The 21,096-nt window shown below is 71.7% G+C and carries 21 protein-coding genes; 11 read left to right on the top strand and 10 right to left on the bottom strand.

Features of this window, described 5'->3' with window-relative positions:
* Positions 1-163 precede the first annotated feature (163 nt).
* A complete protein-coding gene (locus J8403_RS18030) occupies positions 164-1,135 on the bottom strand; it encodes a helix-turn-helix transcriptional regulator (protein WP_211124097.1) in 972 nt (323 codons plus the stop codon).
* Positions 1,136-1,200: 65 nt separating this feature from the next.
* On the opposite strand from J8403_RS18030, the gene J8403_RS18035 reads away from it, so the two are divergent.
* Complete coding sequence (locus tag J8403_RS18035; RefSeq protein WP_211124098.1) at positions 1,201-1,698, top strand: hypothetical protein; 498 nt, start codon at positions 1,201-1,203, stop codon at positions 1,696-1,698.
* Here J8403_RS18035 and J8403_RS18040 read toward each other — a convergent pair.
* The gene (locus J8403_RS18040) at positions 1,682-2,863 is read right to left on the bottom strand and encodes a 4-hydroxybenzoate 3-monooxygenase (RefSeq protein ID WP_211124099.1); all 1,182 of its coding nucleotides are present in this window, start codon (positions 2,861-2,863) and stop codon (positions 1,682-1,684) included. The genes J8403_RS18035 and J8403_RS18040 overlap by 17 nt on opposite strands.
* Positions 2,864-3,030: 167 nt before the next feature.
* Between J8403_RS18040 and J8403_RS18045 the strand changes: the two genes are divergently transcribed.
* Positions 3,031-3,585: a TetR/AcrR family transcriptional regulator gene (locus J8403_RS18045; RefSeq protein WP_211124100.1), complete on the top strand. Its 555-nt coding sequence runs from the start codon at positions 3,031-3,033 to the stop codon at positions 3,583-3,585.
* Positions 3,586-3,824: 239 nt separating this feature from the next.
* On the top strand, positions 3,825-5,288 hold the full coding sequence (locus tag J8403_RS18050; protein ID WP_211124101.1) for an FG-GAP and VCBS repeat-containing protein: 1,464 nt from the start codon (positions 3,825-3,827) through the stop codon (positions 5,286-5,288).
* 269 nt (positions 5,289-5,557) lie between these two features.
* On the opposite strand, the gene J8403_RS18055 is transcribed toward J8403_RS18050, so the two are convergent.
* The gene (locus tag J8403_RS18055; protein ID WP_211124102.1) at positions 5,558-5,854 is read right to left on the bottom strand and encodes a GYD domain-containing protein; all 297 of its coding nucleotides are present in this window, start codon (positions 5,852-5,854) and stop codon (positions 5,558-5,560) included.
* A 233-nt stretch (positions 5,855-6,087) separates the two neighbouring features.
* On the opposite strand from J8403_RS18055, the gene J8403_RS18060 reads away from it, so the two are divergent.
* Entirely contained in the window at positions 6,088-7,074 is a 987-nt protein-coding gene (locus J8403_RS18060) for an alpha/beta fold hydrolase (RefSeq protein ID WP_211124103.1), read from the top strand.
* Positions 7,075-7,081: 7 nt separating this feature from the next.
* Here the strand turns inward: J8403_RS18060 and J8403_RS18065 are convergent, their stop codons facing one another.
* Both J8403_RS18065 and J8403_RS18070 read right to left on the bottom strand, forming a co-directional pair.
* Complete coding sequence (locus J8403_RS18065) at positions 7,082-8,353, bottom strand: hypothetical protein (protein ID WP_246585887.1); 1,272 nt, start codon at positions 8,351-8,353, stop codon at positions 7,082-7,084.
* A gap of 140 nt (positions 8,354-8,493) precedes the next feature.
* Positions 8,494-10,137, bottom strand: coding sequence for a serine/threonine-protein kinase (locus J8403_RS18070; RefSeq protein WP_211124104.1), 1,644 nt, complete (start codon positions 10,135-10,137; stop codon positions 8,494-8,496).
* A 188-nt stretch (positions 10,138-10,325) separates the two neighbouring features.
* Here J8403_RS18070 and J8403_RS18075 point away from each other — a divergent pair, with 188 nt between their 5' ends.
* The 5 genes from J8403_RS18075 (at position 10,326) to J8403_RS18095 (ending at position 14,871) form a co-directional block, all read left to right on the top strand.
* Positions 10,326-11,267 (top strand): TetR/AcrR family transcriptional regulator, encoded by a 942-nt coding sequence (locus tag J8403_RS18075; RefSeq protein WP_211124105.1) that lies wholly within the window; start codon positions 10,326-10,328, stop codon positions 11,265-11,267.
* A 64-nt stretch (positions 11,268-11,331) separates the two neighbouring features.
* Entirely contained in the window at positions 11,332-12,225 is an 894-nt protein-coding gene (locus J8403_RS18080; protein ID WP_211124106.1) for a beta-keto acid cleavage family enzyme, read from the top strand.
* Positions 12,226-12,302: 77 nt separating this feature from the next.
* The gene (locus J8403_RS18085; protein ID WP_211124107.1) at positions 12,303-13,316 is read left to right on the top strand and encodes a 3-hydroxyacyl-CoA dehydrogenase NAD-binding domain-containing protein; all 1,014 of its coding nucleotides are present in this window, start codon (positions 12,303-12,305) and stop codon (positions 13,314-13,316) included.
* Positions 13,313-13,786: a thioesterase family protein gene (locus J8403_RS18090; RefSeq protein ID WP_211124108.1), complete on the top strand. Its 474-nt coding sequence runs from the start codon at positions 13,313-13,315 to the stop codon at positions 13,784-13,786. Before J8403_RS18085 ends, J8403_RS18090 begins: the two co-directional genes overlap by 4 nt.
* A 149-nt stretch (positions 13,787-13,935) precedes the next feature.
* Positions 13,936-14,871, top strand: coding sequence for a class I SAM-dependent methyltransferase (locus J8403_RS18095; RefSeq protein WP_246585888.1), 936 nt, complete (start codon positions 13,936-13,938; stop codon positions 14,869-14,871).
* Between the two features lie 29 nt (positions 14,872-14,900).
* On the opposite strand, the gene J8403_RS18100 is transcribed toward J8403_RS18095, so the two are convergent.
* Positions 14,901-15,326: an SRPBCC family protein gene (locus J8403_RS18100; RefSeq protein ID WP_211124109.1), complete on the bottom strand. Its 426-nt coding sequence runs from the start codon at positions 15,324-15,326 to the stop codon at positions 14,901-14,903.
* A complete protein-coding gene (locus tag J8403_RS18105; protein WP_211124110.1) occupies positions 15,323-15,634 on the bottom strand; it encodes an ArsR/SmtB family transcription factor in 312 nt (103 codons plus the stop codon). Before J8403_RS18105 ends, J8403_RS18100 begins: the two co-directional genes overlap by 4 nt.
* 97 nt (positions 15,635-15,731) lie before the next feature.
* Between J8403_RS18105 and J8403_RS18110 the strand changes: the two genes are divergently transcribed.
* A complete protein-coding gene (locus J8403_RS18110; RefSeq protein WP_211128312.1) occupies positions 15,732-16,691 on the top strand; it encodes a 1-aminocyclopropane-1-carboxylate deaminase/D-cysteine desulfhydrase in 960 nt (319 codons plus the stop codon).
* Between the two features lie 272 nt (positions 16,692-16,963).
* Here the strand turns inward: J8403_RS18110 and J8403_RS18115 are convergent, their stop codons facing one another.
* Together J8403_RS18115 and ligD are read right to left on the bottom strand one after the other, a co-directional pair.
* The gene (locus J8403_RS18115; protein ID WP_211124111.1) at positions 16,964-17,914 is read right to left on the bottom strand and encodes an ATP-dependent DNA ligase; all 951 of its coding nucleotides are present in this window, start codon (positions 17,912-17,914) and stop codon (positions 16,964-16,966) included.
* Positions 17,911-18,867: a non-homologous end-joining DNA ligase gene (gene ligD, locus J8403_RS18120; RefSeq protein WP_211124112.1), complete on the bottom strand. Its 957-nt coding sequence runs from the start codon at positions 18,865-18,867 to the stop codon at positions 17,911-17,913. The genes J8403_RS18115 and ligD overlap by 4 nt, the downstream gene beginning before the upstream one ends.
* Positions 18,868-18,897: 30 nt before the next feature.
* On the opposite strand from ligD, the gene ku reads away from it, so the two are divergent.
* Positions 18,898-19,941, top strand: a complete 1,044-nt coding sequence (gene ku, locus J8403_RS18125; protein WP_211124113.1) for a non-homologous end joining protein Ku — start codon at positions 18,898-18,900, stop codon at positions 19,939-19,941.
* Between the two features lie 210 nt (positions 19,942-20,151).
* Here ku and J8403_RS18130 read toward each other — a convergent pair whose 3' ends face one another.
* Positions 20,152-20,979, bottom strand: a complete 828-nt coding sequence (locus J8403_RS18130) for an NAD(P)H-binding protein (RefSeq protein WP_211124114.1) — start codon at positions 20,977-20,979, stop codon at positions 20,152-20,154.
* Between the last annotated feature and the right edge of the window lie 117 nt (positions 20,980-21,096).

Raw genomic sequence — 21,096 nt, forward strand, 5'->3', positions numbered from 1 at the left:
TACCGGGGATGCCTCCGAGCGAGTGCTCCGCCCCGAAGAGCGTGAGCAGGGCCTTGCCGCGCGTTCGTGGTGTTCGCGCGGGCGCGCGAGGACGGGGGAGGGCGGCCTGGTCGCCCGTCCCCGCCGCGGCTCCGGTGAGATCCGCTCCGGCCTCAACGCCCCGTCAGCCGTAGCGCGCCGCCAGTGCCAATGCCGTCGCCGCGATCCGTTCCCGCAGCTCAGGCGGGCTCACCACCTCCACATGCGCGCCCAGCCTGAGCAACTCGCCCTCCGCATGGGCCAGACTCTCGATCGGGATGAGCGCGCGGCGCCAGCCGCCGGGGTGCTCTTCCTCACCCGCCTCGACGGCGTCGATCACCGCCGGCACCCCGATTTCCCGCAGCCGCTCGGCCCCGGCCGGGGAGATCCGGATCTCCGCCCGCCCCTGCCAGAGCGATCCCTGCAACCGCGCCGTGTGCGCCCGCCAGTACGACGCCAGGTCGAAGTCCGCCGGTGGCACGAACTCCTCGTCGAGAGGCCGGAGGTCCAGGATCTGGCTGATCCGGTAGGTGCGGGGGGCGTCGCCGCCGGCGTGCGCCACCACGTACCAGCGGCCCGCCTTGAGCACGATCCCGTACGGTTCGAGCCGCCGCTCCACGATCTCCGGGGCGTACCAGCGCCGGTAGCGCACGTGGACCGCCCGCCGCTGCCATACCGCCGCCGCGACCGCGGGCAGATGCGGGGCATCGTCCGCCTCTCGGTACCACCCGGGCGCGTCGAGGTGAAACCGCTCGCGGATGCGTCGCGCCTGGCGCCGCAGCTCGGCCGGCAGGGCGGCCTCCAGTTTGAGCTCGGCCGCGGTCAGCACCGAGCCGAGACCCAGATCGGCCGCGGGCCCCGGCAACCCGGCCAGGAACAATGCCTCGGCCTCATCGGCGGTGAGCCCGGTCAAGCGGGTGCGGTAGCCGTCGACGAGCGCGTAACCACCGTCGTGGCCCGGCTCTCCGTAGACCGGGACGCCGGCCGCGGTCAGCGATTCCACGTCCCGGTAGACCGTACGGACGGACACCTCGAGCTCCGCCGCGAGTTCGGCGGCGGTCATCCGGCCGCGGTTCTGCAGCAGGAGAAGGAGGGAGAGGAGTCTGCCGGCGCGCATGCCGGGGAAATCTACCCAGGTCCACTGACAGTTGTCGTCAGTGGACTGGGCCTAGCCTCCGGCGCATGGACAACAGCACCGGCTTCGGCTTCTTCACCGGCACGTACGACGTCGTCAACCGTTGGCGCAAGGACTTCCTCGACCCCACCGAGGGCGAAGACCGCTGGGAGGAGTTCCCGGGTCTCACCCGCGCCTCCGCGCACTTCGACGGGCGGGCCAGCTTCGATGAGATCGAGTTCCCGACGAAGGGCTTCGCCGGACTGACCCTGCGGCTGTACGACCCCGCCGCCGACGCATGGTCCCTGTACTGGGCGAGCAAGCGCACCGGCACCCTCTTCCCGCCTGTGACCGGCCGTTTCGAGCCGGACGGCACAGGCGTCTTCCACGGCGACGACGAACACCTCGGACGCGAGGTGAAGGTCCGCTTCGTCTGGTCGGAGGTCACCGAGACCACCGCGCACTGGGAGCAGGCGTTCTCCGTCGACGAGGGGCGCACCTGGATCACCAACTGGCACATGCACATGGCCAAGCGCGTCCCGGACGGTCCTAGTTCAGCCCGGTGAGGAATTCGCTGAACAGGCGGTTCGCCGATGCGGACGCGTAGAGGCGGTCGAACTCCGCCCGGGCGATCCGGCGCCGGAACTCGCCCTGGTAGGAGGCGTCTCCGGAGTCGTGCATCAGGTCGGTGAACCATGCCGCGAACGCCTGGTAGTTCCACACGTGCCGCAGGCAGGTCGACGAGTAGGTGTCGAGCAGGCTCGCGTCCTGCTCCTCGACCTGGCGGATGACGGCCTTCGCGAACACGTCGGCGTCGTGGAGGGCCAGGTTCATTCCCTTCGCACTCATGGGAGGCACGATGTGGGCGGCGTCTCCGAGCAGATACAGCCGGCCGTGGCTCATCGGGTCGTGGACCACGCTGCGCAGCGGCACCAGCTGCTTGCTGGAGATTTCGCCCCGTGTCTTCACGGGTTCGCCGAAGCGGGTCTCGATCTCTTCCCAGATGCGCTCGTCCGTCCACTCCGCGGTGGAACTGTCCAGCGGGCACTGGAGGTAGAAGCGGCTCGCCTCGGGGCCGCGCGCGAACTGGCCGGCGAAGCCGCGGGAATGGATCGCCATCATGGACTGGTGGTTGGCGGGAACCTCGGCCAGGACGGTCAGCCATGCGTACCCGTAGTCGTGCGCGTAGCGGGTGAGATGGCCGCTGGGGATGGTCGCGCGGCTGACACCGCGGTCGCCGTCGCAGCCGGCGATGAAGTCGCAGCTGATCGTCCGTGTCGTGCCGGCGCGGTCCCGGTAGCGCACGAGGGGCCGTTCGTCGCCGGAAACGCTCTCCAGCGAGACGTCGTCGGCGTCGAACCGGAGGTCTCCGCCGTCGCTGACGAACACGTCGATGAGGTGGCGAACGAGCACCTGCTGGGGGCAGAAGCGTCCGTCGCCGTCGCCGGTCAGGTATGTGTACGGGCGCGTCTGGCCGTCGATCCGGAAGTTCAGCACCGGCTCGAAGGGGACGCCGTCGAGTACCCTGTCCTCGAGTCCCCACTGTCTGAACATGCGTGCCGCGCGGTGGTCGATGACGCCGGCCCGCTGCCGCTGCTCGACGTACGTACGGCTGCGCTTTTCCAGGACGACGCAGTCGATCCCGCCGCGCAGCAGGAAGTTGCCGAGGGCGAGCCCGGCGACTCCCGATCCCACGATCACCACCGTGGTGTTTTCGTCCACTACGGACATGGGCCGTACCCCTTCATTTTCGTGTGAGCGCGCCACGGAGCCGCCACGGAGCCGTTTCCCGGCATGCAAGGGCCGCGCCAAGGCGCGCCGCGAGGACATATCCTTAAGCGAAGTCGCGACTACGGATCATACGTAGTCTTCACTACGGATCGCAAGGAGGAATCGGCATGCGCCGAGACGGGGCCGCCAACAAGGAGCGCGTTCTGCTCGCCGCCGAGCAGGTGTTCGCCGCGAGCGGGGCAGCGGGTTCCACGGAGGAGATCGCCCGGCAGGCCCAGGTCAGCATCGCCACGGTGTTCCGGCACTTCCCCACCAAGCAGGACCTGATCGAGGCCACCGCCGTGCGCTACCTCGAGAAGCTGACCGACGAGGCCCGCCGGCTCGCCGATGACACGGACCCCGGCAGGGCGTTCGCCTCCTTGATGCGGACCCTCGTGTCGACCGGAGCCGTCAAGATGACCCTGCTGGATCTGCTGCCTCCCCACAGCGACGACGGCGACGGCCTGTCCCAGCCGGTCACCGCGGCAGTCGACGCCTTCCGCGGAGCCCTCAGGTCGGCACTCGAACGCGCCCAGACCGCCGGGGCCGCCCGACCGGACGCCACCGCCGACGACGTATCCGTACTGCTGCGCGCCCTGGCCCATGTGGCGACCCCCGGCGAGGACGGAGGCGTCGACCGGGCCGTGGGAATCGTCCTCGACGGCCTCGGCGTACCGCGCTGACGCGCACTCGCTCACCGGGCGGCGCCGTCTTCGACCACAACGACGCGACAAGTTTCGTACGTCGCAAGGGAGTTGAGCTGGCCGGGTGGAGATCACGGCCCGGTCTCGTTCTTCTCTGGTTGGGCAACCGTTCAGCTTTCAGACAACTCTACTTAGGCGACCCTTCCGTTCCGGCCGCCGGGGGAGACAGATGGCAGTCGGGGCTCCAGGGCGACCAATGCGTTACTGATGGAGGATTTGTGCGCAATAGAACCCGAGGTGTGGTGGGTGTGGCGGTCGGCGCCGTCGTCACCGCCGCTGTGGCCGCCGGGGCCGGGGCCGTCGTGTCGAACGGTGACGGGACCGACCGGAGCCAGCCCTCCCCCAGGGCTGCCGCGGCAGGAAAGACCACGGGCGACTTCGACGGCGACGGATATGCCGACCTCGGCGTGGGCGCGCCGGACGGCACCGTTTCCGGGAAGTCCAAGGCGGGCTACGTGGGCGTGACCTACGGGGCCCAGAGCGGCGTGGACACCGGTCGGCACGGTACGTTGTCGCAGGCCAGCGCGGGGGTGCCCGGCACCCCGGAGGCCGGGGACCACTTCGGCTCGGCCGTGGTGCGCGGTGACGTGGACGGGGACGGGTACACCGATCTGATCGTCGCCGCGAACTACGAGGCCATCGGCGACGCCAAGCGGGCCGGTTCCGTGACGGTCGTCTTCGGCTCGAAGGACGGCCTGTCCGGCGACGCCATCGCCTTCCACGCGCCGAAGGCCACCGCCTACGCGATGTTCGGCGACACCATGGCCGTGGGCGACTACAACCACGACGGCCGCGACGACATCGCCATCTCCGACGGCACCAAGGTCCAGATCGTCAGCGGCGCGGCCAACCTGCGCGAGACGGCCACCCCGAAGATGTCCAGCGTCACCCCGCCCGGCGGCGGAGCGGGCATCGAGCATCTGTCCTCGGGCGACATCAACGGGGACGGCTTCGCCGACCTGGTCACCGTCGCCTACCAGGACGACCCCGCCGACGAGGGCACGCTCGGCGTGCTGCCCGGTTCGTCCGGTGGGCTGAAGGGCACGTCGCTGGGCGAGGACGTGGCGCTGCCGTTCGCCTCGTACCAGGCCGTGGTGGGTGACATCAACGGCGACGGCAAGGACGACGTCGTCACGGACACCGGCTTCGAGGACGGTCCGGGCGACCAGCGCCTGCGGACGTACCCGGGCACCGCCCAGGGCCTCGACACCGCGAACCCGGTGGACTGGAAGGGCGCGGCGCAGAGCGGCACCGCCTCCCAGCTCACCGACATCAACGGTGACGGCAATGACGACCTCGTCGTCAGCGACACCGCCGCCGAGGCTCCTGGCGGCTACAACGACGCGGGCGCCATCACCGTGCTCAAGGGCACCAAGGACTGGCTGACCGACACGGGGGCGCAGACGTTCTCCCTCGACACCGAGGGCGTCCCCGGCGAGATGGCGGGCAACGACAAGTTCGGTGCCGCCGTCTCGGCGGCCGACTACAACGGCGACGGCAAGCCCGACCTGGCCATCGGGGTCCCGAACCGGACCGAGGGCGCGGGCGCGGTGGCGCTCCTGTACGCGGGCGCCGACGGGATCACCGCCGAGGGCTCCGCACTCATCGGGCCGGGCGACCTCGGCTCCCCGGCGGCCGATGCCGCCTTCGGCACGGAGCTGTCCAGCCGGGCCACGAAGTAGCACCACCGCACGTAGCACCACATCACCTAGCACCACCCGTCGTTGGTTCGATGGCCTGGCCCGGCTCTTCCGAGCCGGGCCAGGCCATCGGCCGCATACGACCAGCCGAACGCGACCATGAATTTAACGTCGTCCACCAGGACTGACGCGCTTCACGTGAGCCACGGGGCCGACCCTCCGCGGGTCGGCCCTCCCCAGGTCGGCGCTCCTCGGGTCGGCCCTCCGCGGGTCGGCCCTCCGCGGGTCGGCCCTCCCCCGCGTACCGCCCCTCAGCCCGCGGCCTTGGCGATGATGCCCCGCATCTCGTCTTGCCCGAAGGCCCGCAGTGTGGTGGTGCGCACATTGCCCAACGCGCCGAGCTGCAAGGACGCCGCGGTGGCGGTTTCGTCGTCGGGGGCCTCGACGATGCACACGAGGTCGTACGGCCCGTCCGTCCAGTAGATCTCCACGAGCCTCGCCCCGAGCTTGTTCAGCGCCGCGGAGAAGTCCTCGGTGCGCTTCGTGGTGTCCTTGTAGGCACGGACTCCCTGCTCGGTCCAGTTCAGCAGCGTGATGTAGGTCGCCACGCCCCTCACCTCCCAGGAGAAGAACCCCCTGAGATCAATTCTGGGAGCGACGTCCTGACTCCGCACCCCTGGCCCACCGGACGCGCCCGACGGCCACCTCGGATTTGCCGAACCGGCAACAGGCATGGCCCGTGCTGCCCAGGTCACGGCAGGATCGGACCGTCGGCCGCCACGCAGAGACCGTCGGCCGCTGCCACGCAGAGTGCGTGCCCGAACGCCCCCGGGAGAGAACCATGCCGCAGCCACCCACCCCCGACCTCACCCACCGTCTGGTGTCCTCCCCCGCCGGGCGGATCCACCTCGTGGAGCAGGGCACCGGCCCCCTGGTGCTGCTCGTCCACGGCTTCCCGGAGTCCTGGTACTCATGGCGCCACCAGCTGCCGGCGCTCGCCGCGGCCGGGTACCGGGTGGCCGCCATCGATGTGCGCGGTTACGGGCGCTCGTCCCGGCCCGGCGCGGTGGACGCGTACCGGATGCGGGAGCTGGTGGCGGACAACGTCGCCGTGGTGGAGGCGCTCGGCGAGGAGTCCGCCGTGGTGATCGGCCACGACTGGGGCTCGCCCACCGCCGCCAACTCCGCCCTGCTGCGGCCGGACGTGTTTCGCGCGGTCGGGATGCTGAGCGTGCCGTACGCCCCGCGCGGCGGCCCCAGGCCCAGTGAGGTCTTCGCCGGGATGGGCGGGGAGGAGGAGTTCTACGTCTCCTACTTCCAGGAGCCGGGCCGGGCCGAGACGGAGATCGAACCGGATGTCCGCGGCTGGCTCGCGGGAATCTACGCCGCCCTGTCCGGCGACACCATGCCCGGCCCCGACCTGCCCGACCCGCACTTCCTCACCCGCGGCGCGACACTGCGCGAGCGCTTCCCCGCCGGGCGCCTGCCCGCCTGGCTGAGCGAGCGGGACCTCGACGTCTACGCCGGTGAGTTCGAGCGCACCGGAATGAGCGGGGCGCTGAACCGCTACCGCAACATGGACCGGGACTGGGAGGACCTGGCCGACGTCGACGGTGCGCCCATCACCCAGCCGTCGCTCTTCATCGGCGGCGCCCTGGACGCCTCCACCGCCTGGATGGGCGACGCGATCAAGGCATACCCGACCACGCTGCCCGGCCTCGTCGGCTCGCACATCCTGGAGGACTGCGGCCACTGGATCCAGCAGGAGCGCCCGGAGGAGATCAACCGGCTGCTGGTCGACTGGCTGGATTCCCTTCCGGCGTTCTAGGACCGGCCTAGGACCCGCGGCGGTCCTGTGGTCGTTGGAGGGCTCGGAAGTCGTCGAAGAAGCCGTAGGTGTGGGCCGGTGGGCCGTCGGCGGGGTGCTCGACGGTGCGGTTGGCGTAGAGGCTGTTCAGGAGCCAGGGCTGTTTGTCGGGGCCGAAGTTCTCTGTCATGGCGGCGCCTTGGGTGACTCCGTACGTCGCCACGGCGAGGCGCCCGGTGTCGCGGAAGTGGCCCACCTGGTCCCGCAGGAAGTGCTTGTTGCGCTCGAACCAGGGGCTCATGGCGAGGAAGTCGTGCCACTTCCGTTCGGGGACGGGGTGCTCGATGGCGTCCCTGATCAGTTTCCACACCGGAGTGTTCGTCGGAAGGTGGTAGCGGCGGGCGAAGCGGGTGGGGATCGTGTCGCTCAGGTGCTGCTTCCAGAGCTGGACCAGGGAGAACTCGGTGACGAGGAATTTCTGGTCGTCGCGGAGGCGGGGGAGGATGTAGTCGAGGTAGGGCTGCACCCGCTCCGGTGCGGCGACGTGGGGGTGGATGTCGACGCCCTCGATCTCCGGGGTGCGGCGGGCGAAGGACAGCCAGCGGTCGGTGGCGGCCGTCCGCTTGTCCGGCTGGTCGAGGAAGTTGAGCGCGCCCATGTAGAGGTGGGTCCGGCAGTGCGCGGGGAAGTGCTTCTTCCGGTACGCGATGACGTGCTGCGCGAGCGTCTCGTAGAACGTGTTCATCGCGCCCGAGCGGCGGTCCTCCGGAAGGCTCTCGATGAAGGGCTCGTTGCCGATGGCCAGGACGTCGACGGTGTCGAGGACGGTGTGCAGGACCCGGTCGACCCGGTCGAGTTCCGCGGTCATGGCCGAGCTGTCCGGTCGGGGGATCGCCCGGTGGTTGTACGGGAACTTCAGCGAGAGGACCGTGCCGTAGCCCTGGTGGTGGGCGTCCAGGAGCATCTCGATGGCGCGCTGCTGGGACGCGTCCGACGTGACCTCGGGCATGGGGACGAAGCCCCGCAGCCAGCCCGCGGAGAGGTCCCGCAACTCTGGGAAGGTCACGCTGTCGGGGTCTTCGTTGAAGTTCGCTCCCAGCGCGCCGTCCGGGCCCTCGGCCGGACCGTCCGCGGCCGCTCTTTCCCCGGAGGTGTGGCCGGTCTTGTCGTCGGAGCGCTTTTCGCCCTGTGTGCAGCCCGCGGCTATCAGCGCCCCGCCCGTCAGGGCCAGCACACGCCGCCGTGACAGCGGCTTCTTCCTCGTCTCCGTATCCGTGTCCGTATCCGTGTCCGTATGCAAGTGACGTTCCCTGTTCGTGCTGGTTTCCCGGCCCGTACCGGCCGGACTGCCCGGGAGGATACGTCTGCGGGGGCTGCCAGTTGCCCAGGGCACCCGGATTTTTTCGCGGGATCGGGTCCCGTGGGTGTGCCGTTGCCCGGTCAGTGGGTGATCTGGACGGTGACGGTGATGGCGCCCCTGTTGTCGTCGAGGCAGCCCTCGCCGTCGTTGACGCGGAACTGGAGGGTGCCCTCGCGGGTTGCCTGGAAGTGCCAGGCGCGGCGGACGGTGTGGGGGTTCCCGGGGTTTCCCGGGTAGCGGCCCAGGAGGGCGCCGAAGGTGGCGTCGGAGTCCACCTTGCAGTCCTGCCAGGCGAAGCGGAGGGACTCGTCGTCGGCGCGGGTGTGGCCGAGCGGGCCGACGAGAGGCAGGTTGGCGGTGTCCACCGTCCAGGTGCCGGAGGTGTAGCGGACGCTCACCTTGTCGCCCTTGCGGAGCGGGGTGGGCGTCGCGGACTGCCAGCCGCGTGTCGCGTCCACGGTCACCTTCGTCGTGCTGGTGGCGGGCTGGGGCGATGCGTCGTCGCCGTCGCCGTCCGACGGGGGGCCGAAGGCGAAGAAGAGCGCGGCGGCGAGGCCCGCCACCGCGAGCGTGGCGCCCGCCGTCCACCACCATGTCCGGGCCCGGCCACGGGGCCGAGGGGGTGGCGGCCCGGCCGGGGCGAGGAGTGTCGGGTCCCGGTCCAGGTCGGCGGTTTGGGGCTGGGACGAGATCAGCGTCGGGTCGCGGTCGAGGGTGGGGGGCCCGGTCGCGGTGTGGGGCGCGCCCGCGGTGGAGGTCGCGCCCGTCGTCGGGGGCGCGGTCATCGTGGGGGTGTCCGCCAGGTACGCGGAGGTGTCCGCGTCGCCGCCCGGGGTGCGGACGGGCCCCGGCGTGGGTACGGGCCCCGCGGGCGCGGCCGGGGGCAGCGGGCCCGGGTCGTCCGCGCCGTCCGCGACGCGTTGCAGGGCGGTCCGGAGTGTGGCGGCGGAGGGGCGCTGGGCCGGGGACTTGTTCAGCAGGGCCTGGACGATGGGCCGCAGGGGGCCGACGCGTTCCGGGATGACGGGATCCGCGAAGGTGACGGCGTGCAGCGCGGCGGCCCCGGTGGGGCGCTGGAACGGCGGCACGCCGGAGGCCACCGCGGACAGGGTCGCGCCCAGCGACCACAGGTCGGACGGCGGGCCGACCTCCTCCGCGGTCAGCCGCTCGGGCGCCATGTAGCCGATGGATCCGAGGAGTTCGCCGGTGGTGGTGAGCGACTCGTCGTCCTCCAGGGCGGCGATGCCGAAGTCGGTGAGGACGGCGCTGCCGTCTCCGCGCAGCAGGACGTTGGCGGGCTTGATGTCGCGGTGCAGCGCCCCGGCGGCGTGCACGGCCTCCAGCGCGCCGAGCAGTTGCAGGCCGAGGGCGGCGGTGTGGCGGGGCGGCAGGGGGCCGGTGTCGGCGATCCGGCGGGCGAGGGAGGGGCCGTCGATCAGCTCCATCACGATCCAGAGCCGGTCATCGTGTTCGACCAGGTCATGGACGCCGACGACGTGGGGGTGGCGCAGCCGGGCGACGGTGCGCGCCTCCCGCTGGGCGCGGCGCAGCCGTCGGTGGTGCTCGTGGTGGTCGCTCGTGACGTGCAGTTCCTTGGCGGCGACCTCGCGCGCCAGCATCTGGTCGTACGCGCGCCAGACCGTGCCCATGCCGCCGCGCCCGAGCCGGTCGCCCAGCTGGTAGCGGCCGGCGATCAGCCGCATGTCGTCCCCGCCCGATGTCACCCGATCTCTCCTGCTCTCACGCCCCGTGAGCATAGTCGGAAGTGTTCGAACGCAATCGATCTCAACTGATTCAACAGTCAGTCGACACCGCAACGCCCGGGTGAAAATCCCCCCGATTAAAGGAGGAAGCGGGCATTCGGCATCCACATTCATTGCGCTTATCTCAACGCGTCCGTACCGTGTCGGCCATGCGGCAACAGGTCGAGGTGGCGGAACGCGTGCGCGAGGTGATCGGCAGAGCCGGTTGTACCCAGCGCGAATTCGCCCGCCGGGTCGTGATGGACCCGTCCAAGCTCTCGCGTTCCCTCAGCGGGAGCCGGCGCTTCACCGTGGGCGAGCTGGCGCGGATCGCCGACGCCGGGAACGTGGACGCCGGATGGCTGCTCGGCACCGCGGCGACCGGCGGCGCCGCCGACGCGCCGCGGCCGCACGCGCCGGCCGCACTCCCCGACAGCGGGCGGCCTCTGCAGATCGTGCGGGAGACGGTGCGGCTCATCGCCGAGCGCGGCTTCCACGCCGTACGCGTCGCCGATATCGCCGCCGCCTGCGACACCAGCACCGCCACCATCCACTACCACTTCCCGGGCCGCGCCGAGCTGCTCGAAGCCGCCGTGCGCTGGTGCATGGACGAGGACACCGCGCGCCGCGCCGCCCGGACCGCCACGGCCGACGACGCGCGCGAGGAGCTGCGGCAGCTGATCGCGCTGCAGGCGCCGTACACCGAGCGGCAGCGGCAGCAGTGGCTGGTGTGGATGGACCTGTGGGCCGAGGCCGCGCGGTCCACGGCCATCGGGCGGCTGCACGCCGACTTCTACCAGCAGTGGCGGCAGACCGTGGCCGAGGTGATCCGGCGCGGCATCGAGCAGGGGGTCTTCCGCGCCGTGGACCCGGAGTTCAGCGCGCTGCGCCTGACCGCGCTGATCGATGGACTCGCCATTCAGGTGCTGGCCACCGCGCCCGGAGAGGGCGGCACGACCGCCGAGGCCATGGACCTCGCCTGCAACGCGTACGTGGACTCCGAATTGACCGTACGCACGACCACACGACCGTCCGCACGATCGGCCGCACGCCCGACCGCACGGCGTTCCGGCGCCGATGAGGCCGGGCCGCCCGACCAGCCCGGACCGTAGGACGGCCGACAGCCCGGACCGTAGCTCCGCGCTGTTCCGCACCGTAAGAGAGGGAGACAAGCCCATGCCCATGATCGACAGCGTCATCATCACCTGTGCTCTGACCGGCGCCGGTGACACTGTGGGCCGCAGCCCCCACGTCCCCGTCACCCCCGAGCAGATAGCCCGCTCCGCCGTCGAGGCCGCGGAGGCCGGGGCGGCCGTGGTCCACATCCACGTGCGCGATCCCGAGACCGGCGCCCCCGCCCGCGATCCGCGGCTCTACCGCGAGGTCGTGGAGCGGGTCAAGGAGACCGGCACCGACGTCGTCATCAACCTCACCGCGGGCATGGGCGGCGACCTGGTCATCGACCCGGAGCACCCGCTCACCCACCTCCCCGGCACCGACCTGGTCAGCGGCCTGGACCGGCTCCCCCACGTCGAGGATCTGCTCCCCGACATCTGCACCCTGGACTGCGGCTCGCTCAACTTCGGCGACGGCAGCAACCTCTACGTCTCCACCCCCGACATGCTGCGCACCGGCGCCAAGCGCATCCAGGAGCTGGGCGTCCGCCCCGAGCTGGAGATCTTCGACACCGGGCAGCTGTGGTTCGCCAAGCAGCTGCTGGCCGAGGGGCTGCTGGACGACCCGACCGTCTTCCAGCTCTGCATGGGCATCCCGTGGGGCGCCCCGGCCGAGCCGGGCGTGCTCCAGTCCATGGTCAACATGCTGCCCGAGGGCGCCCAGTGGGCCAGCTTCGCGCTGGGCCGGATGCAGATGCCGTGGGTGGCGCAGTCCATCCTGCTCGGCGGCAACGTACGGGTCGGTCTTGAGGACAACCTCTACCTCAGCCGGGGCGTCAAGGCCACCAACGGCCAGCTCGTCGAGCGCGCGGTCCAGATCACCGAGCTGCTGGGCGCGAACGTCGCCACGCCGGACGAGGCCCGGCAGCGGCTCGGCCTCAAACCCCGCGCGTAATCCCCCCCACCAGCACCTCATCTCTCTCCTCTGCCTCTTCTGCCTCCCTTCCCTCCCCTCACACCCTTAGGACCGCCATGCCCTCATCCCCCTGCGCCCCCGAAGAGGTACGCCGCGTCGCCTGCGTCGGCGCCGGAGTCATCGGCGGCGGCTGGGTCGCCCACTTCCTGGCGCGCGGCTACGACGTCACCGCCTGGGACCCGGCCCCCGACGCCGAGGAGAAGCTGCGCCGTCTCGTGGACGCCGCCTGGCCCGCCCTGACCCAGATCGGCCTCGCCGACGGCGCCTCCCCCGACCGGCTGACCGTGGCCGCGACCGTCGAGGAGGCGGTGGCCGACGCGCAGTTCGTCCAGGAGAGCGCCCCCGAGAAGCTGGAGCTCAAGCGGTCGCTGCTGGCCCGGCTGGACGCGGCGGCCCCGCCCGGTGTCGTCATCGCGTCCTCCACCTCCGGCTATCCGATGACCGATATGCAGACCGAGGCCGCCGACCCCGGCCGCCTCGTGGTCGGCCACCCCTTCAACCCGCCGTATCTGATACCGCTGGTGGAGGTCGTCGGCGGGGAGAAGACCGACGCCGCGGCGGTCGAGTGGGCCTCCCGCTTCTACAAGGTGGCCGGCAAGTCCGTCATCACCATGGAGCGCGAGCTGCCCGGCTTCATCGCCAACCGGCTCCAGGAGGCGCTGTGGCGGGAGGCGCTGCACATGGTCGCCAACGGTGAGGCCACGGTGAAGGAGATCGACGACTCGATCACCGAGGGGCCCGGACTGCGGTGGGCGTTCATGGGTCCCTGCCTCACGTTCGCCCTGGCGGGCGGCGAAGGGGGCATGGGACATATGCTCGACCACTTCGGACCCTCGTTGAAGTCTCCGTGGACCCGTCTCGAGGCGCCTGAGCTGGACGACACGCTGCGTGCGGCCATGGTCGACGGCTGTGACGAGGCGGCGGGCAGCCGTACCATCGCGCAGCTCGTCGCGGAGCGGGATCAGGGCGTCATCGACGTCCTGCGGGCGACTGGCCGACTGCCGCGGCAGCGCGCCGAGGGGACGGATGCCATCCCACATACCCCCAGCACCATGGGAGACGAGAAGTGAGCACCACGCTCCCCGACTACCGGCAGACCGTGCGTCCCGAGTGGATCGACTACAACGGCCATATGAGTGAGGCGTTCTACGTCCTCGTCTTCGGCCACAGCACCGACGAGATGATGGTGGAGACCGGCCTGGACTCCGCCTACCGCGCCAAGACCGGCTGCTCCCTCTACACCGTGGAGTCGCACATCCGGTATCTGAACGAGGTCGAGGAGGGGGCCGAACTCACCATCCGTACGCGCGTCATCGGCGTGGACGAGAAGAAGGTGCGGTTCACCCACGAGATGCATGTGGGCGAGCCGGTCGGCGCCCCCGTGGCCACCACCGAGCTGCTCGCGCTCCACATCGACCAGAACGAGAGCCGCTCGATCCCCTTCCCCGACGAGATACAGGAGCGGCTGACGGACCTGCTGGAGAAGGCCCCCGAGTGGGCGGGCCGGGCAATCGGCCCGGTTCCGGCCGAGGCGGGTTGAACGACCGCCGTCCCTCCTGAACGCCCCGGCCCCGGCATCATCCGGGGGCCGGGGCGTTCGCCGTTCCGGATGGGGATCGGGTGAGGTTGAATGGCGGTGGAGGGGTGGCGGAAACGCCGAGAGACGCATGTGCGAGGAGTGACGACGCCATGGCGGACGCCGGAGCGGGCACCGGACCGGACGCCGGACCCGACGGCAACCGGGACGGAAACGTGAACGGGAACGGCGGCGGGAACGGCAACGGGAACGGGAACGGCACGGGCGGTCGGCGCGTCGAGCTGAGCGAGGTGCCCGAGACCTCGCTGTGGAACCTCTACATGCGGGCCGCCGAGGCCCGCCGCGCCCGGACCGTGCTGGACGACCCCAAGGCCGTGGAGCTGGTCGACCGCATCGACTACCCCTTCGAGGAGACCTTCGGCGCGCCCGCCCCGCTGCTGGCGCAGGGCCACGCGCTGCGCGTCCGCACCTTCGACACCGCCGTACGGGCCTTCCTCGACGAGCATCCGGACGGCACGGTGGTCACGCTCGCCGAGGGTCTCGAGACGCAGTTCTGGCGGGTGGACAACGGGCGGGCGCGCTGGCTGTGCGTGGAGCTGCCGGAGACCGCCGAGGTGCGGCGGGCGCTGTTGCCGGACGAGGAGCGGCGGCGCACCCTCGCCCGCTCGGCGCTCGACCTGTCCTGGCGGGACGAGGTCGATCCGGCGCGCGGGGTGCTGATCACCGCGCAGGGGCTGCTGATGTATCTGCGGCCGACCGAGGTGAAGGACCTGATAGCGGGGTGCGCCGAGCGGTTCCGGGGCGGGGCGCTGGTCTTCGACGCGGTGCCGCGCTGGTTCAGCGCCCGGGCGATGCGCGGCGAGATGCGCACCGCGCAGGGCTATCGCGCACCGTCCATGCCGTGGGGCATGGACGCGGGCGAGCTGCGGAAGGTGCGGACGGCGCATCCGGCGATCACGGACGTACGCGAGGTGCCGGCGCCGCGCGGGCGCGGCTTCTACTACGGGGCGGTGGCGCCCCTGATGCGGCGGCTGCCCGCGGTGCGGAACCTGCGGCCGACGATGACGGCGATCGCGCGCTTCTCGTGACGCTGGCGGTCCGCCGGTCAGCCCGCCGCTTAGCCCTCGCCTTCGCCTTCGGCTTCGCCGAGGACCGTCGCGAGGCGTCGGAGGAGCGAGGGCCAGCCGCGGCCCATCCCCTCGACGGCCGTCCTGCCCATCGGGGTGTCGAGGTCGAATCCGGCGTGCTCGAGGAAGAGCCGGGTGCCGTTGCCCTCCGGTTCGAGGCGCCAGGTGATGGTGGTGTCGAGGGTGGTCCGGGCGAAGCGGTAGCTCAGCAGCCGCTCCGGCTCGACCGCGATCACCTCACAGGGCTGCTCCCCCCACTTCCCCATGTCCAGCGTGAACCGGTGGCCGACCTCCGCCCGCACATCGCCCGCGGCCCACCACCGCGCGTGCAGCCGCGGATCGGTGAGCGCCTTCCACACGGTGGCCGGGGGGTGGGGCAGGAACTGGTCGCAGTGGATGGCATCGGGCTCGGTCATGGGTTCTCCTCGTCGAGGACGTCGCGCAGCGTGCGGAGCCGGGCGCGCCAGTAGTGCTCGAAGGGGTGCAGCCACCGCTGCACCTCGGCGAGCGGATCCGGCTCCAGGTGGTAGTACCGCTGCCGCCCCCGCGGCTCCTCCCGTACGAGCCGGGCCTGCCGGAGCACCTGGAGATGTTCCGAGATCGCCGGTCTGCTCAGCTCGAACTCGCCCGCGAGGTCGTTGACGGCGCGGGGGCCGTCCCGGAGGCAGTCGAGCAGCTTGCGGCGCACGGGGTTGGCGAGCGCGCTGAAGACGTCTGTGGGCACGGCCGCACGTTACGTCGGAGATTCCCGACGCGTCAACCTTTTCCGACGCGTCGGCCTTCCGTGACACAGCGGTGAGAATGGACAGGTGAGACGCCCGATGGACACCTCCGGCCCGATACGGCCCCGGCTGCCGTCCCCCGTGTGGGACGTGGCCGACCCATGGCTCGCCGAGCGGGGCGTGGAGCTGCGGCTGAAGCGGGACGATCTCATCCATCCGCTGGTGCCGGGCAACAAGTGGCGCAAGCTCACCCCGAATCTGCGCGCGGCCGTCGAGCGGGGGCACACCCGGCTGCTCACCTTCGGCGGGGCGTACTCCAACCACATCCGCGCGGTGGCGGCGGCGGGCGCCGCGTACGGGCTGTCGACGGTCGGGGTCATCCGGGGCGACGAGCTGGCCGGCGCGCCGCGCAACTGGTCGCTGGCGCGGGCCGAGGAGCACGGCATGGAGCTGGCCTTCGTCACCCGCTCCGCCTACCGCGAGACGCTGCGCGGCCTGAGCGAGGACGACCCGGGCACCCTGCGGGGGCTGGAGGAGCGGTGGGGGCGCGCCTACGTCCTCCCGGAGGGCGGTACGAACGTCCTGGCGGCGCGCGGGGCGGCCGGGCTCGTCGCGGAGCTGCCCGATCCGGGCTCCGGCGATGTGGTGTGCTGCGCCGTCGGCACGGGCGGCACCCTCGCCGGTGTCGCGGCCGCGCTCCCGGCCGGGGCGCGGGCGGTGGGGTTCGCCGTACTGAAGGGGGCGGACGGCTATCTGGAGGGCGAGGTGGCCGAGCTGCACCGGCGCGGCTGGGGGCGGACGTTCGGCAACTGGCGGATCGAGCACGGCTGTCACGGCGGCGGGTACGGGCGCGTTCCGGTGGAGCTGGAGGCGTTCGCGGCCCGGTTCGAGGAGCGGCACGGGGTGCGGGTGGAGCGGCGGTATGTGGCGAAGATGCTGTGGGGGGTGTACGGGCTGGTGGAGCGGGGCGAACTGGCCCCGGGCAGCCGGGTGACGGCGGTGGTCACGGGGCCGCCGGATCCGGCGGGTTCGGAGGGCGGTGCGGCGCTGTCGACCTGACGGACGTCGCCGGTACTGCCCTGCCAGGGGTGCCCTGGTGCGGGGTGCCCCTCACCAGGGCACCCCGCTACGGGGCACCCGCGCGGGTGGTGGGTGGCGGGTGCGGGGCCTCCGGTGCGGCGCCCTGGACCGCACATTTACGGCGCCGGTGCCCAGGGGCGTGGGGTGGGCCGGGGATTGGCGCCACAAATATGCGAAAGCGTCCAGGACACCACACCTGCGACCCCGCCCCCTCCCGTCGTCTCACGGCCACCCGCCGGTGGCCCCGGGGGTCAGTCGGGGATGCGGAGGCGCATGACCCTCGTCGCCGCGTGGCGGACCGTGCCTTCCTGGCGGACCTCGACCGTCAGATCCGGGGCGATCGGGCGGTAGGCGATCTCGGCGCCGACCCGGTCCAGGGCGGTGGGGAGTTCGGCGGGCGGGGGCTGGGGATCGGGCAGATCGCGCAGGGCCGTGCTGAGCTGGGCCCGGACGGCCGTGGCGAGCGGGGCGGAGATCACGGGCGTGTCGTCGCCGGGGAGCACCAGCGCGAGGGCGCGCGGGCGGAGCCGGGGGCCGACGACGCCCACGACGACGGCGTCACGCGTCTCCGAGTGGCGCACCTTCCGCCAGTGGCGGCCCGGCCGGTAGGGCTGGTCCAGCTCCTTGACCACCAGACCCTCGATACCGATCTCCAGCAGCGACTCGTACCAGGTGGCGGCCAGCCGCGGATCGGTCGTCATCGGCACGGCCTGCAGCGGGGGGCCGAGCGGTTCGAGGAGCGCCATCAGCCGGGCCCGGCGCTGTTCGTACGGAAGCGGCCGCAGATCCTCCGCGCCGATCGCGAGCAGGTCGAAGGCGGCGTAGGAGGCGGGCAGTTCCCGGGCGAGCCTCCCCGCCCGGGACTCGGACGCGGCGAAGGCGCGCTTCTGGACGGCGGCGAAGTCCGTGCGGTTGCCCGCCCACACCACCACCTCGCCGTCGAGCACCGTGCCGGGCGGCAGCGACCGCGCGGCGGCCTCCAGGTCGGGGAAGGCGCGGGTGATGATGCGGCCGGAGCGGGCCTGCATCCTGACGGTGTCCGCCAGCCGGAAGATCAGCAGCCGATGGCCGTCGAACTTGGGCTCGTAGGCCAGCCGCCGTCCGGGCGGGGCGGTCGGCAGGGTCGGGACGACGCGGGCCAGCGCCACCTCGACGGGCGGCTGGAGGGGCGGCTCGAGGGGCGGCTCGTGGGACGACGTCATCGGTCGACCGCACCTGCGTCGTCGGCGTCCTCTTCGCCGTCGCTTTCCCCGGCACCGCCCGCGCCCGTCGGCAGCGGGCGCGCCTGCCCGGGGTCGAGCAGCGGGGCGAGCAGATCCCCGTGGCGTTCGAGCCGCGCGGGGATGTCGTCGATCAGGAAGGACAGCTCCGCCGGGGCCCGGCACTCCTCGACCTCCTCCCAGGTGACGGGCGTGGAGACGGCCGGTTCGGGGACGGCGCGGGGGGTGTAGGGGGCGGCGGTGGTCTTCGCGGCCGCGTTCTGGCTGAAGTCCACGTACACCTTCCCCGGCCGCAGCGCGCGGGTCATCTTGCGGATCACCAGGTCCGGCATGGCGTTCGCGGCCTCCAGGGCCAGCCGTCTGGCGTAGGCGGTGACCTGGCGGGAGGGGGTCGGCTCCACCGGCACCAGCAGATGCAGCCCCTTGGAGCCGCTGGTCTTCGCGTAGGCCGTGAGGCCGTCGTCGGCCAGCCGCTCGCGCAGCCATACGGCGACGACGCGGCAGTCCACGATCGTGGCGGGCGGCCCGGGGTCGAGGTCGAAGACGAGCCGGTCGGCGATGCCCACCCCCTGGTCGATCCGCCACATCGGGGCGTGGAACTCCACCACGAGGTTGGCCGCCCACATCAGCGAGGGAAGGTCCTGGATCAGCACCTGCTCCGCGGTCTCCCCCTTATGGCGGGTGACCTCGGCCGTCGTCACCCAGGAAGGCGTGCCCGGAGGCGGGTTCTTGGTGAAGAACTTCTGGCCGTCGGGGCCGTCCGGGTAACGCAGGAACGCCAGCGGCCGCCCGCGCAGATGGCCGAGGAGCGGGTCCGCGGCCGACGCCAGGTAGTGCAGCAGCTCGCCCTTTGTGGTGCCGGTGGCCGGATGGATGACCTTGTCGAGGTTCCTGAGCGTGATCCGCCGCCCCTCCACCTCCGCGATCGGGGACATACGATAAGAATCTCACGAAAGGGATCAAGCATGCGATCTATCTGGAATGGGAACATTTCCTTCGGCCTGGTGAGCATCCCGATCAAGATGTATCCGGCCACCGAGGACCACTCGATCTCGTTCCGGCAGATCCACACCCGCGACGGCGGCCGCATCCGCTACCGCAAGGTCTGCGAGCTCGAGGACAGTCCGGTCGAGTCGAGCGAGATCGGGCGGGCGTACGAGGACGCGGACGGTGCGCTGGTCCCGATCACCGACGAGGACCTGGAGGCCCTTCCGCTGCCCACCACCCACACCCTGGAGATCGAGGCGTTCATCTCCGCCGCCGAGATCGACCCCCTGCAGATGGGCGACGCCTACTACCTGGGCACCCCCGGCGCCGCCGGGGCCAAGCCGTACACCCTGCTGCGCGAGGCGCTCAAGCGCAGCGAGAAGGTCGCCATCGCCAAATACGCCCACCGCGGCCGCGAGCGGCTGGGGATGCTCCGCGTCGTGGGCGACACCATCGCGCTGCACCGGCTGCTCTGGCCGGACGAGGTGCGCGAGCCCGCGGGGGTGGCCCCCAAGGAGAAGGTGACCGTCAAGCCGGCCGAACTGGACCTCGCCGACACCCTGATGCAGACGCTCGGCGAGGTGGATCTGAACGATCTGCACGACGAGTACCACGAGGCGCTGGAGGAGCTGGTGGCGGCGAAGGTGTCCGGCGCCACGCCCACCGCCGAGCCCGGCGAGCGGCCCGCGGGCGCGCAGGTGGTCGACTTGATGGCGGCGCTGAAGGAGAGCGTCCGCAGCGCCAAGGAGGCGCGGGGCGAGGAGGGGGAGGGAGAGGAGGCGACGGTCCACGAGCTGAGCGGGCGCAAGAAGGCACCGGCGAAGAAGGCGCCCGCGGCGGCGAAGAAGACGGCGTCGGCGAAGCGGGGTGGGACGAAGGCGGCGAAGACCGCCAAGGCGGCGGAGGAGCCTGCGGGGAAGGCCGCGGCCGGGAAGAAGCAGGCGGGTACGAAGAAGGCCGCGGCCAAGAAGGCCACCGCGAAGAAGCAGGCGGGTAAGCGCGGCACGCGGACCGCCTCCTGAGGCGGCCCTGGCACCGGCGAGCGCGCACCGGCTGCGCGCCTGCGGCGGGCTGTCCCCTACCCGCCCCTTCCCACAACCGGGGCTCCGCCCCGGACCCCGCTCCTCAAGCGCCGGAGGGGCTGATTTCGGCCCGTCCGGGGTCCAGGGGGCGGAGCCCCATGGTTCGGGAAGGGGCGGGTAGGGGAACGCCCGCCGCAGGCGCAGTGCCGGTCAGCGGAAGTCGGCCGCCCGGTCCTCCACCCACTGCGCGAACGTACGCCCGGGACGCCCCGTAATGCGCTCCACCTCCGGCGAGATCGCCTGCGGCCGGTCCACGCACTCCGCGAAGACGCGCAGCAGCGAGTCCGCCAGCTCCGGCGTGAGGAACTCGCCGACCATCCGCTCCCGCGCCGCCTCGGGCGGGATCTCCTCGTACCGCAGCGGCCGGCCGATCACCTCACCGATGACGCGCACCTGATCGGCGAAGCTCAGCGACTCGGGTCCGGTCAGCTCGGGCGCCTGGCCGACCAGGTCGTCTGCGAGCATGGCACGGGCGGCGACCGCGCCCATGTCGGCCTCGTGGATGGCGGCCATCTGCGCCCCGGCGTACGGCCCGTACACCACGTCCCCGGCCTTGATCTGGTCCACCCACTGCAGGGCGTTCGCGGCGAAGGCACCCGGGCGGACGAACGTCCACTCCAGCCCCGTGCGCTCGACCTCGTCCTCCAGTGCACGGTGGCGAGCACCGATCGGGTTCGTCTGCGGATCGACGTCCTCCAGGACGGAGGACGAGGAGAGCATCACGATCCGCCGTACACCACTCTCCTTGGCCCGCTCCAGGAGCTTCTCGGTCCCCACCTGCCACGCCACCGCGGGGTTGAGGAACAGCGCCGTGGCGCCGTCCAGGGGCAGCTCCTCGGTGCGGGCCGCCCGCACGCCCTCCGGCAGCCGGGCCGTTTTGGGGTCGCGGGTGAGCGCGAGCACCTCGGCGCCGGCTTCGGCCAGCTCCTTCACCACATAACCGCCGACGTTTCCGGTGGCTCCGGTCACCACGAACATGATGGATCTCCTCGTCTGTCCTGTGATTGGTACCTAACCGCCGCCAGGTTCATCCAAACGGATGACGATGTCAAACGATTAGATGAGACCCTGTCGGGAACCCCCCGGCTAGCCTGT

The sequence above is a fragment of the Streptomyces yatensis genome (assembly GCF_018069625.1).
GTDB lineage: Bacteria > Actinomycetota > Actinomycetes > Streptomycetales > Streptomycetaceae > Streptomyces > Streptomyces yatensis.